This window comes from Pseudomonas sp. TH32, assembly GCF_016650855.1.
In the GTDB taxonomy this organism is placed as follows: domain Bacteria; phylum Pseudomonadota; class Gammaproteobacteria; order Pseudomonadales; family Pseudomonadaceae; genus Aquipseudomonas.
On the sequence record NZ_JAEKFA010000001.1, the window covers coordinates 471,885 to 484,027 of the forward strand.

The 12,143-nt window shown below is 63.6% G+C and carries 10 protein-coding genes; 1 reads left to right on the forward strand and 9 read right to left on the reverse strand.

Features of this window, described 5'->3' with window-relative positions; all coding sequences use genetic code 11:
• Nucleotides 1-13 precede the first annotated feature (13 nt).
• Nucleotides 14-1,432 (forward strand): pyridoxal phosphate-dependent decarboxylase family protein, encoded by a 1,419-nt coding sequence (locus JFV30_RS02195; protein WP_201121672.1) that lies wholly within the window; start codon nt 14-16, stop codon nt 1,430-1,432.
• Nucleotides 1,433-1,469: 37 nt separating this feature from the next.
• Here the strand turns inward: JFV30_RS02195 and JFV30_RS02200 are convergent, their stop codons facing one another.
• The 9 genes from JFV30_RS02200 to JFV30_RS02240 form a co-directional block, all read right to left on the reverse strand.
• The gene (locus JFV30_RS02200; RefSeq protein ID WP_201121673.1) at nt 1,470-3,806 is read right to left on the reverse strand and encodes a putative bifunctional diguanylate cyclase/phosphodiesterase; all 2,337 of its coding nucleotides are present in this window, start codon (nt 3,804-3,806) and stop codon (nt 1,470-1,472) included.
• Between the two features lie 203 nt (nt 3,807-4,009).
• A complete protein-coding gene (locus tag JFV30_RS02205) occupies nt 4,010-5,182 on the reverse strand; it encodes an ABC transporter substrate-binding protein (RefSeq protein WP_201121675.1) in 1,173 nt (390 codons plus the stop codon).
• The gene (locus tag JFV30_RS02210) at nt 5,179-6,153 is read right to left on the reverse strand and encodes a CobW family GTP-binding protein (RefSeq protein WP_201121676.1); all 975 of its coding nucleotides are present in this window, start codon (nt 6,151-6,153) and stop codon (nt 5,179-5,181) included. The genes JFV30_RS02205 and JFV30_RS02210 overlap by 4 nt, the downstream gene beginning before the upstream one ends.
• An 84-nt stretch (nt 6,154-6,237) precedes the next feature.
• Nucleotides 6,238-6,531, reverse strand: coding sequence for a hypothetical protein (locus JFV30_RS02215; RefSeq protein ID WP_201121678.1), 294 nt, complete (start codon nt 6,529-6,531; stop codon nt 6,238-6,240).
• A gap of 13 nt (nt 6,532-6,544) precedes the next feature.
• The gene (locus JFV30_RS02220; protein WP_201121680.1) at nt 6,545-7,294 is read right to left on the reverse strand and encodes an SDR family NAD(P)-dependent oxidoreductase; all 750 of its coding nucleotides are present in this window, start codon (nt 7,292-7,294) and stop codon (nt 6,545-6,547) included.
• Nucleotides 7,295-7,463: 169 nt separating this feature from the next.
• Complete coding sequence (locus JFV30_RS02225; RefSeq protein WP_201121682.1) at nt 7,464-8,225, reverse strand: SDR family NAD(P)-dependent oxidoreductase; 762 nt, start codon at nt 8,223-8,225, stop codon at nt 7,464-7,466.
• An 11-nt stretch (nt 8,226-8,236) separates the two neighbouring features.
• Nucleotides 8,237-9,577, reverse strand: a complete 1,341-nt coding sequence (locus JFV30_RS02230) for an MFS transporter (RefSeq protein ID WP_010176919.1) — start codon at nt 9,575-9,577, stop codon at nt 8,237-8,239.
• A 42-nt stretch (nt 9,578-9,619) separates the two neighbouring features.
• On the reverse strand, nt 9,620-10,498 hold the full coding sequence (locus JFV30_RS02235) for a polysaccharide deacetylase family protein (protein ID WP_010176920.1): 879 nt from the start codon (nt 10,496-10,498) through the stop codon (nt 9,620-9,622).
• Between the two features lie 11 nt (nt 10,499-10,509).
• Nucleotides 10,510-11,853 (reverse strand): amidase, encoded by a 1,344-nt coding sequence (locus JFV30_RS02240; protein ID WP_201121684.1) that lies wholly within the window; start codon nt 11,851-11,853, stop codon nt 10,510-10,512.
• Nucleotides 11,854-12,143: the final 290 nt, after the last annotated feature.

Sequence of the window (12,143 nt, forward strand, 5' to 3'; positions counted from 1 at the left end):
TGGACACTCTTATATGACACCTGACGAATTCCGCCAACATGGCCACGCCATGATCGACCTGATTGCAGACTATCGACAAAACATCGAGCAGCGCGGTGTGCAACCCACCACGACCCCCGGCGAAATCAAATCCGCCTTGCCGGCCAGCCCGCCTGAAACAGCCGAACCGTTCGAACAGATCATGGGCGACGTCGAAAAACTGATCATGCCCGGTCTGTTGCACTGGCAGCATCCGAGCTTCTTCGGTTTTTTCCCGTCCAATGTGGAACTGTCCTCCGTCCTCGGCGATTGCTTGAGTACCGGCCTGGGCGTGGTGGGATTGTCGTGGCAATCGAGCCCGGCCCTGACCGAAATCGAGGAAGTCACCACCGATTGGCTGCGCGACATGATCGGCCTGAGCGCCAACTGGAGCGGAGTGATCCAGGATTCGGCCTCGACCTCCACCCTGGTGGCGCTGATCAGCGCTCGCGAACGCAGTTCCAACTACGCGCTGATGCACGATGGCCTGCAAAACAGCGGCGCACCACTCATCGTCTACACCTCGGCCCACGCCCATAGTTCAGTGAACAAAGCCGCCATCCTGGCCGGGTTCGGCCAGAACAATATCCGTACCGTGGCCACCGACGAACACAATGCGATGTCACCGCAGGCATTGGAGCAGGCCATCGAACAAGACCTGGCTGCCGGGAACAGACCCTGTGTGGTGATTGCGACCACCGGCACAACGGCAGCCATGGCCATCGACCCTCTGGAAGCCATCGGCGCCCTGACTCAGCGTCACGGCCTCTGGCTGCATGTCGACTCGGCCATGGCCGGTGCCGCGATGATCCTCCCGGAATGCCGCGTGCTGTGGAACGGCATCGAGAAAGCCGACTCGCTGGTCCTCAACCCTCACAAATGGCTAGGGGCAGCGTTTGATTGCTCGGTGTACTTCGTACGCGACCCCGAGCACCTGATTCGCATCATGACCACCAACCCCAGCTATCTACAGTCCAAGGCTGATGGCCAGGTCAGAAACTACCGCGACTGGCGAATCTCCCTGGGCAGCCGCTTCCGCGCCCTGAAGCTGTGGTTCCTGATCCGCGAGCAAGGCGTCAGCGGCCTGCAGGCCCGGCTGCGACGTGACCTCGCCAATGCCCGCTGGCTGGCAGAACAGATTGAAGGCAGCAAGCACTGGAAACTGGTGGCCGCCGTCGCCCTGCAAACGCTGTGCATCCGGCACGAGCCGCCAGGCCTTGGTGGTGAGGCGCTGGACAACCACACCCGCGCCTGGGCGGAAAAACTCAATCAATCAGGCAAAGCCTACGTCACCCCCGCCATTCTGGGCGAGCGCTGGATGGTACGCGTGTCCATCGGCGCGCTGGGGACGGAGCGCCACCACATCGAAGGCTTGTGGGAACTGTTGCAAACCCTGGTCGATGAAACGGCCTAGCGTTGACAGCACCTGCGTCGGTGTAACCGCCGACGCTCTAAACCGGCACCCGCTCGCGGCGCATCCACATTTCAAACGCCATGGCATTCAATGGCCGGCTGATCAGATAACCCTGGGCCGTGTCGCACTTCCAGAGCTTGAGCAGCTTGAGGCTCGGCTCGAACTCCACGCCTTCGGCCACCACCTTGAGCCCCAGGTTGTGGCTCATCTCGATGGTCGAACGCACGATAACGCCGTCGCCGGAGGTGCTGTCGAGGTTGCGCACGAACGACTGGTCGATCTTCAGCTCCTGCACCGGCAGGCGTTGCAGTTGCGCCAGCGATGAATAGCCGGTGCCGAAGTCGTCCACCGACAGGCTGATGCCACAGCCGCGCAGTTGCTCGAGCACGCTGAGGGCCTGGGCCGGGTTGTGCATGATCGCGCTTTCGGTGATTTCGAAAATCAGTTGCCGGGCCGATACGTGGTAGTGCGCCAACAACTCGGTCACCCGCAGGGCCAGGCCGTCATCGGCCAGGTCGTCCACCGAGATGTTCACCGACAACTGCACCTGCAATCCACGCACCTCCCACTCGGCCAGTTGCCGAATGGCTTCTTCGATCACCCAGTGGGTCAGGCTGCCCATGCTGCCAGTGCGCTCGGCCAGGGGAATGAATTCGGCGGGCGACACCAGCCCGAGGGTCGGATGCTGCCAACGCAGCAGCGCTTCGGCCTGGCGCACATGGCCGTGGGTCAGGTCGAGCTTGGGCTGATAACACAGGTACAACTCGCCCTCCGCCGCCGCCCGGCGCAGGTCGCGGATCAGGCTGATCTGGCGTTGGTGAGCGAGGTCGCGGTCCTGTTGGTAGATCTGCAAATAGCCCGGCAACGCCGCTGCATCGTGACGGGCAATGGCGGCGCGGCTGATCAGTTCTTCAACCTGCTGGCCGTCGGCCGGGTAAGCGGCGATGCCGATGCTCACTTCGTGGCGCAGTTCATCGCCGCCGATGCGCTGGGGCTCGGTCAGCAGCCCATACAAGCGGTCAGCCAGGGCCACGACGCGGTCGATCTCGGTGTTTTCCAGCAGCAGCAAGAACTCGCTGCCGGTGATGCGTGCGGCGGTGTCGCTGGCCGACAGGCTCGACAGCAGGCAGCGGCTGGCCTCGCGGAGCATCTCTTCCACGCCTTCCGGCCCATAGCCTTCGTTGATCACCCGGTAGTTTTCAATGCCCAGGTACAGCAACACCACGGGCCGGCCCGCGCTGATGGCGCTGCCCAGGCGCTCCATGGCCAGCGCCCGGTTGGGCAGGCCGGTAAGCGGGTCGTGCAGGGCGTTGTGGGCCAGTTGCCGCTCGCGCACGGCGATCCCGGTTTGCATGGCGTTGAAGGCCTGGGCCAGCAGGCCGAACTCATCATGGCTGCGAACCCGCACCGGGGTGCGGTAGTCACCGGCGCCGATACGTTCGGCCGCCTCGACCAGCGCATTGAGCGGGCGCGAAACCCGCCGTGCCAGAAACAACGCACCCGCCAGTGACACCAGCAGCACCACCAGGGCGATCGCGAGAAACTGCCGGTCCAGCGGCGCGAAGGATTCGAGGGCGTGGTCCAGCGGACTTTGCAGCAGCACCCGCACTTCACCGCCGTCTGCGGTGTTGCCCAAGGGCAGTACCTGGCTGAGATAACGCTGGCCGTGAAACAGGTTCAGTTGCGGCACCGGGTTGATGTACGGCGCCTGCAAGTCGCTGGCGATCGAGGCCTGGAACGCGTCGGGCTGGGTACTGAACAACTCGCCGGGCTGGCCCTGCTGCACACTGATGAACGAGACTTCCAGGTTGCTCATGGAGCGCAATTCACTGGCAAACACTTCGTCCATGGGAAAGCCCATGGCGACACGGGCAATCGGTGCCAGATCGACCACTTCCTGCTGCACCAGCAGAAAAGGCCGGCCATCGAGGGCCACGATCAACATTTGCAGGCCACTGCGCCGGGCCTGGCGCAAGGCATCGTTGTAGGGAAAGGCCTGGCCCGGCGTCAGCGCCTGTAACGTGCTGATCATCACCTGGCCGTCGAGGCCCAGCACAAACACTTCACTGGATGTCAGGCCGGTGCCGTGCCGGCGCAGGGCAGCGAGAATCGCGGCGGGCTCGCCCTCGGTGATCGACTGGCGGAAGGGCAAGTCAGCGGTGAGCCAGTTCAAACCATATTGCAGGCGCCGGCCCCGCAGGTCGAGCAAACGTTCGAACACCTGGCTGCCGGTTTCCAGTTGCACCTGGGCCTGGTTTTCCACGGCGCGGTTGGTCGCGGTCTTCACCGCGAAATACACCGCGGCCACGACCACCAGCAACAGCAGCGCCAGTACCCCGGCGATCCGGGTTTGAAACGTATGGCGCCACCTCATTTTGTTGCCCTCTGGCAGCGCCTGCCCCCTCCAGCCGAAACGTCCCTTCGTCATGCGCGTCCCTCGCGATAGCTGACCGGCGTCAAATAAATATCCTTTTTGAAGGGATATTTGAATTATCCAGATTAGCTGTGCAAGAGCAGAAGTGCACCCAATAAATACGGGAACTTCAGTGCCATTAATTTGGCGACATAGCGCTGTACTTACGTTCGCGCCCGCATGAAGTCGCCCCAGCGCCGCACGAGGTAGTTGTGCTCGTCCATCACCGAGTTCCACACCGCGATATGCCCCATGCGCTGTTCATAGGAGCCGCCGTCACGCACTTCGCCCACATCGATCAGCGGCAAGCCATCGCTGCCCAACAGCTCCTCCCGCGCAGGCAGGCCGGCGTACCAGTAGTCCCATTCGGCACTGCTCAGGTGATCGCGGCTGCGGGCCGGGTTGCCAATGTAATAACCCTGGCGCGCCATCACCGCGCCGGGCCAGCCGGACAGCCACCAGTTGAGGTAGGCATAGGCCGCGTCCAGCACCGGGCCCTTGGCATGGCGCGACAATGACAACCCGCCGAACCAGGCGCGATAGCCTTCACGAGGCACCGCCAGGCGGTATTTGACCCCGGCCCGGTGCAGGCGCATCAAGGTCGGAGACCACAAACTCTGGATGTCGATGCTCGGGCTGAGCATCAGTTGCGCCGCTTCTTCGTCGTCGGACCAGAACGCCGCGAAGTGCCCTTCCTTCTGCTTGCGCACCAGGATATCGGCCAGCACATCGATCTCTTCGATGCTCATGTTGCCGATGTCCTTGAAGCTCGCCAGCCCCGCGCCCTGCACCGCCAGCGCGGCATCGAGGGCGCCGATGGCGGCGTCACTTTGCAGTGCGGTACGCGCGCCCCAGGCCGGGTCCAGCAGCCAGCCCCAGCTCTCATTGGCGCGGTTGAATCCCTCAGGCAGGCGCTCGGGACGGTAGGCAAAACTGTCGGCGTTGTGGGTCAGGGGCAGCATGCTGATGCGTTCGGTGACGGTGCTGCCGAGGCTGCCGTCGTGCTGCACGAACAAGCGCTCGCTGGGCACACTGCCGCTGCCCAGGCGGTCGTTGGCAGACAGGCGGCCGCGCTTGGGCAGGTCGTTGATCTCGTGCCACAGCGCAATGCGCCGGGTGTCGATCGGCTGGATCGCCCGCGCCGGCCACACGAAGTCGACGTTGTGAAACCACTGGTCGTAGAGGTCGTAGCTGTCAGGCTGCATCACCGCGATGCGCTGGGCCTGCTCGACGTCGTGCACCTGGTACACCAGGCGAATGCCCAACTCCTGTTCGGCGCGCACACGGAAGGTTTCCAGCAAGGTCACCGACGTGCCGAGGACGCGAAGCGTGATCATGCGGCGAACCTTCTGGAGAACACTTCAAAGGAGCGGCGCAGCAACGCCGGGTCGAGGCCACGCAGGATAAACACCAGGCGCGATTGCCGGTCGGTACCCGGCCAGGCGGGCAGGTGAACCGGTGCATGCAGGCAATGCTGCACGCCATGGATAACGATGGGAGCCAAACTTGCGTTCACGTTGAGCAGTCCTTTGACGCGAAGAATACGTTCGCCGTGGCATCTTAACAGCATCGATAACCAGACCCCGAAGCCGACCCAATCCAGCGGCCGATCGAAGGTCAGGCAACAGACCTGCGCCGCGCCATGGTGGGCGGCGGTGGTTTGATGGAGTTTCCAGCGGCTGACTTCCGCCGCCGGTTCGGCGCTGCGCAGGCCTTCGCCGAGCAGCAGTTGTTCACCGCTGTCGATATCGCAGGTATTGAGGATCGGCGTACCGGCGTTCAGTGCCTGCAAGTGCGCGCGCAGCGAGTCGCAGTCTTCGACCAGGTCGGTCTTGCTCAACAGCAGGCGATCGGCGGCGGCCACCTGCGCCAGCCATTCCGGGTGCAGGCGTTCTTGCAAGGCAGCGTGACTGGCGTCTACCAGTGTCACCACCAGGCCGATATGAAAGCGCCCGCGCAGTTGAACGTCGTTGTTCAAGGTGGCGAGGATCGGCGCCGGGTCGGCCAGGCCGGTGGTTTCCAGGATCACCCGCTTGAAGGCGGGAATCTCGCCGCGCTCGCGGCGCTGCAACAGGCCGAGCAAGGCGTCTTTCAACTCGCCGCGAATCGAACAGCAGACGCAACCGCTGGGCAGCAGCACCGTGTCCGGCGCCACTTCTTCCACCAACAGATGGTCGATGCCAACATCGCCGAATTCGTTGATCAGCAACGCCGTATCGCCGAGGCTTTCGCCTTGCAGCAGGCGCTTGAGCAAGGTGGTCTTGCCGCTGCCGAGGAACCCGGTGATGACGTTTAGAGCGATGCTCATATTTCTACCTCAATGATGCCCCTGTAGGAGCCCGGCTTGCCGGCGATGGCGATATGAAGGACGCCATCGCCGGCAAGCCGGGCTCTACAGTTCCAGATGATCCAGCAGGCGCGGGTCCAACGGGTCCAGCGGCCGACCGAGCATGGCCTCCGCCGCCCGCCACAGTTGATCCAGGCCGCTGGCCAGTTCCTGTTTGCCCGTGGCGCCCATCAGCAGATAGGACGCGCCCTGGAAGTCTTCGACCTTGAGCCGGAACACCGCCAGCACCTGATTGATCGCCGCGATTCGGCGCAGGCGTTCGCGCCGGCGCGGCAGTTCATCGCCCAGCGGATCGCTCCAGTGCAGGTCTTCACCCAGCAGGCCGCAGAGTCCGCACATGCTTAGTGCCCGCTCATGGCATGACATCGCCGGAGTTCGGGCCCAGGGTCTGGCCAACGAACAGATTGCCGCCGGGCTCACTGGCCAACAGCACGGCGGTGGGCGCCACTTCGTCTGCCAGGCCGAAACGGCCCAGGGGCAACTCGGCGGCCTTGGCGCGTTTCCAGGTGTCGCTGATGCCGCCTACCAACGGCGTCTCAATCGGCCCGGGCGCAATGGCGTTGACCAGCACGTTGTCCTTGGCTACCTCCAGCGCCAGGGATTTTGTGAAGCCGATGACGCCGGCCTTGGCCGCCGCATAGTGCGTCAGCTCGGCACCGCCCTTGATGCCCAGTTGCGAGGCGACGTTGATGATCCGGCCCCAGCGCTGGGCGATCATGTGGGGCAACGCACGCTGGCTGGCGACGAAGACGCTGGTGAGGTCGATGCGCAGCATGTCGTTCCACATGTCCATGGTCAGGTCGACACAACGGGCCTGGGTCAGCATGCCGGCGTTGTTGACCAGGATATCGATGCCGCCGTAGTGGGCGACGCAGGCATCGACGCTGGCCCGGGCACCGTCGACGGTGCCGACGTCGGCCACGCATTCGAGGACTTCGGCGCCGAGGTTGCGGCAGGTGATGGCGGTTTCGGCGAGGGTTGCGGCGTCGCGGTCGGCCAATAACAGGCGCGCGCCTTCGACGGCGTAGGCGCGGGCGATGGCGGCGCCGATGCCGCTGCCGGCGCCGGTGATCACGGCGCGGCGGTTATGCAGTTGGGACATACAAAAAACTCCTGATGACAACACTGGACCTGTGGTGAGGGGGCTTGTCCCCCGTTGGGCTGCGCAGCAGCCCCAAAAAAGCGGGAGCGCTGCGCACTCCAACGGGGGTCAAGCCCCCTCGCCACAACAAGCCCTCACTGCTTAAGCCTTCATTTCCACGCTGCGTGGGTTAGTCCGGCCAGCGCACGGTCAACCCACCATCAATCACAATGCTCTGCCCGGTCAGGTAACTCGATTCCTCACTGGTCAAGAACCGCACCAGGGACGCCACTTCATCCGCCCGCCCTACCCGGCCCAGCGGAATCGCCCGCGCGGCTTTCGCCAGCCCTTGCGGGCCGAGTGAGTTCTTCGCATCCAGCGACTGCGGCGTCTCGATCAGCCCCGGAATCACCGCATTGCAGCGAATCCCCAGCGGCGCCAATTCCACCGCCAGCGACCGGCACAAGCCCGGCACTCCGGCCTTGGCCGCTGCGTAGTGCGCGTGGTCCTGCCAGCCATACACGCCACCGGCAATCGACGAAATAGCCACCAGCGCGCCGCCTTCCTGCATGTGCCGGGTCGCCGCCCGGAAGGTGCGCATCACCCCGGTCAGGTCGACGTTGAGCATCTCGTTCCACAGCTCGTCGGTCATCTCCAGCAACGGCGCACGCCGCAACAATCCTGCGTTGGCCACCGCGTAATCGAGGCGGCCAAAATGCTGGATCGCCTGCGCGGCCAGGTTATCCACAGAGGCGGTGTCGCCCACGTCCAGCGGCAGCATCAGGCATTCACCGCCGGCTTCTTCCACCAGCGCAACGGTGTGGTGCGGGTCGTGAGGATCGGCCGGGTAATAGCCGCCCACCACCGCCACGCCGCTGCGGGCATACGCCACCGCCAGGGCCTGGCCGATGCCGCTGGCGGCACCGGTAATCAACGCAACTTTACGACTCATCAACTGACTCCTTACTGGACGGTTTCCGGACGCACATGGCGTGCGGCAAACATCAGTGCACCGGACAAAAAGCACGGCACTGCGCCAAACCACAGTGCGGCGGTCTGCCAGTCACTGCCGGCCGACAACACTTGGGTCGCGCCAAACCCGGCGACCACCGCACCAATCGGCCCCATGGCATGAATGATCGCGCCGCCGGTGGCACGGATGCTGGTGGGAAAACTTTCGCTGATGAAAAACAGCGCCGCCGAGTACGGCCCGATCAGGAAGAACAGGCCCAGGCTGTAGAGCCCGACCACCATCGCCATGTTGCTCGGGCCAAACAGCATCCCGGCAAACGACAGCCCGCCGAGCATCCAGCCCAGGCCGATCACGTTGCGCCGACCAATCTTGTCGCCCATCCAGCCGTGGCTGAGGTAACCGCAGTAACCCACCAGGTTCGACAGCACGAGGATGATCAGCGAGTTCTCGAACGAGATGTGGTGCACGCTGACGATCACCGAAGTACCCAGCACGCTGAACACCTGGATCGCCGCCCAGTTGAGCAGCAGCGCCGCACCAATCACCAGGGTTGCACGGCGGGCCGGGCCACGGAACGCGGCCTTGAGGCCGGCCTTGCTGTGTTCGTCATAGTCCACGCCGTAGGTCACGGCGACGTTCTGCGCTTCTTTCACCGAGCCGCTTTTGCGCAGCTCGCTGATGCGCTGGTGAATCTGGAACTGCGGGCTCTCCTTGAGCTTGCGCGCCATGACCGCGATGACAATCGCCGGGATCGCCGCAAACACAAAGCAGCCCTGCCAGCCAATCACCGGCAGCAACAGCGCGGTCAACCCCGCCGCAATCAGCGCGCCCACCGGCCAGCCGCCCTGCACCAGGCTGTAGATAAAGCCGCGACGCTTGGCCAGTTTCGGGTCATCGGAGGCGGCGTACAGCTCGCTCAGATAGGTTGCGTTGACGGTTTCCTCGGCATACCCCAGGCCGCCCAGCGAACGGATCAGGATCAGCGACGACTTGCCCCACGCGCCGCCAATGGCGGTCAGCGCCGAGCAGATCGCCGAACCGGCCACGGTGAAAATAATCCCTTTGCGCCGGCCCAGTTTGTCCACGATCGGACCGATGGCCAACGCGACCACGGCGGTGCCTACCGCCACCCATGTCGCAATCTCCGCTTGCTCCACTTCACCCCAGTTAAAGTGCCGCCCGATTTCCGGCAGCAAGGTGCCGAAAAGAATGAAGTCATACACCGCAAACACCCAGGCGAAAAACGCGATCCAGGTGGCGAAACGCACTTCCTTGGGCGTCAGTTGCCGGGGTTTCCAGCCAGTCAGATCAAGCTTGTTGTAGATAGACATGAATCGCGCCTCGGGAGGTTGGCCAGGGGTTGGTTACAGGTATCAGGTACGCGGTTGGCGGCGGATAAAGTCATCGGCGATTTCGTCGAAGGTGACGAAGCGCACGCCGGCATGGCTCTGGATGTGTTCGATCAGGCGCTCAAGCATCAGCAGCACTTGCGGGCGGCCGGACACGTCGGGGTGGATGGTCATGGTGAACACCGCGTGCTCGTGCTCGCGGTAGACCCAGTCGAACTGGTCGCGCCACATTTCTTCCAGGTGACGCGGGTTGACGAAGCCGTGGCTGTTGGGGGCTTTCTTGATGAACATCATCGGCGGCAGGTCGTCGAGGTACCAGTTGGCCGGGATCTCCACCAGGTCGGTTTCTTCGCCGCGCACCAAGGGTTTCATCCAGGTGTCGGGGTGCTGGCTGTAGTCGATCTTGGTCCAGCTGTCGCCCTTGCGTACGTAGTAGGGGTGGAAGTCGTTGTGCATCAGGCTATGGTCGTACTTGATGCCTTTTTTCAGCAGCAGCTCGTTGGTGACCTTGCTGAATTCCCACCATGGCGCGACGTAGCCGGTGGGGCGTTTGCCGGTGACGTTGGTGATCAGTTCGATGGACTTGTCGAGGACGATTTCTTCCTGCTCGGCCGTCATCGCAATCGGGTTTTCGTGGCTGTAGCCGTGCACACCGATTTCGTGGCCGGCGTCGGCGACCGCCTTCATTTGCTCGGGGAAGGTTTCCATCGAGTGGCCGGGGATAAACCAGGTGGTGCGCAGGCCATAGCGCTCGAACAGTTTGAGCAGGCGTGGCGCACCGATTTCACCGGCGAACAGGCCACGGGAAATGTCGTCCGGGGAGTCTTCGCCGCCATAGGAACCGAGCCAGCCGGCGACCGCGTCAACGTCGACGCCAAATGCACAGAGGATGTCTTTAGCCATGATGTGTCTCCTTAAAAAATGAGTGCTGTTTCGGCTGACAGGGCAGCCCGAAGCAGGCGCGCGTCTTCACCGCTGGGGGCGCTGAGCAGCAGGCCGGTGGGCAGGCCCAGGGCATCGCGGCCGCTGGGCAGGCTGACGCCGGGCATGTCCAGCAAGCTGCCGGGCATGGTCAGGCGCAGGGTGGCGAGGTTGGTGCTGACGAACAGTTGATCGTCGGCTTCCAGTGGCGCCAGGGCCGGGGCCACGTGGGCCACGGTGGGAGTGATGAGAATCGCGCCGTCGAGCTCGTCGACAAGCTGCTGTTGCAGGCGCCGGCGCGCTTCGTACAACGCCAGCAGTTGGCTGGCCGGCAGCGTGCGGGCCGCTTCAAGGCGACGGCGTACGCGAGGGTCGAGCTGGCTGGCGTCGGGGCTGTCGAGCAGGGCTTCGTGGAGCGCGAAGGCTTCGAAGGAGCCGAGCCAGCCCTGGTGCTGGATCAGGTCAAGGGTGGCCTGGAAGGTCTTCAAGGGACGCACATCAATCAGCGCGCCTTCGGCTTTCAATCGGTCCACGCAATACAACAGGTTGTTGCGTACGCCGGGCTCGACGCGAGCGTCTTCCAGCACACTTTGTTCAACCCAAAAACGCTGGCCATTGAGGCTGCGGGCCTGGCGTGGCTGGCGCTGGTCGCGACCGTTGAGCAAATCATCAATGGCCAGCGCATCGCGCACGCTGCGGGTGAGCGGGCCGAGGCTGTCGAGGGTATGGGCCAGCGGGAAAACACCGTCGCGGCTGTAGCGCCGGCAACTGCTGCGATAACCCACCACGCCATTCAGTGCCGCAGGAATACGGATGGAGCCCGCGGTGTCGGTGCCCATGGCGATCGGCACGATATCGGCCGCCACGGCGACCGCCGAGCCCGACGACGAGCCACCGGGGATCCGCGGTTGATCGATGCCGCGCGGATTGTGCGGGGTGCCGAAGTGCGGGTTAAGGCCTAGGCCGGAGTACGCCAGCTCGCTGAGGTTGGTCTTGCCCACGCTGACCATCCCGGCGCGGCACAACAGGCCTACACTCGGCGCGTCCAGCAAAGCCGCCGGCGCGTCGCGACGATGGGCCGCGCCTGCCGTGGTAATGCTGCCGGCCACATCAAACAGGTCTTTCCAGGCCAGGGGCACGCCATCGAACACGCTCAAAGGCTGGCCGGCACGCCAGCGGGCAGCCGACGCTTCGGCCTCACGCCGGGCGCGCTCGGCGGTCAGGGAGATGAATACGCTGGGGGCCTGGCTCGCGCGAGCGAGTGCCTGTTCGAGGGCGTGCACCGGGTCGCTGCGACCGCTGGCGAAATCCTCGGCCAGTGAAGTGGCGTCTGACATGGGAATGACCTTCTGAAAACGTACATATTAATAAAATGTACATTTTACAAAGGCAGCTTTCGTGCCAGTCTCTCAGGGGTGATGTTTGAAGCATCTGGCACTTTGGGTCAGACCCACGGGATAGATGGGTTGTTGACATCAAAAGAAATATTCGGCGGCGCTCAATACTCGCCCACAATGAAATAATGTATCTTTTATTAATAAATACATTTTGGTGCAAAAAAGTAACAACCACCCTCTGAAGGCCCCAAAAAAGTGCCACCGACGTGGCGCAGAGTGACAGGCGCAAC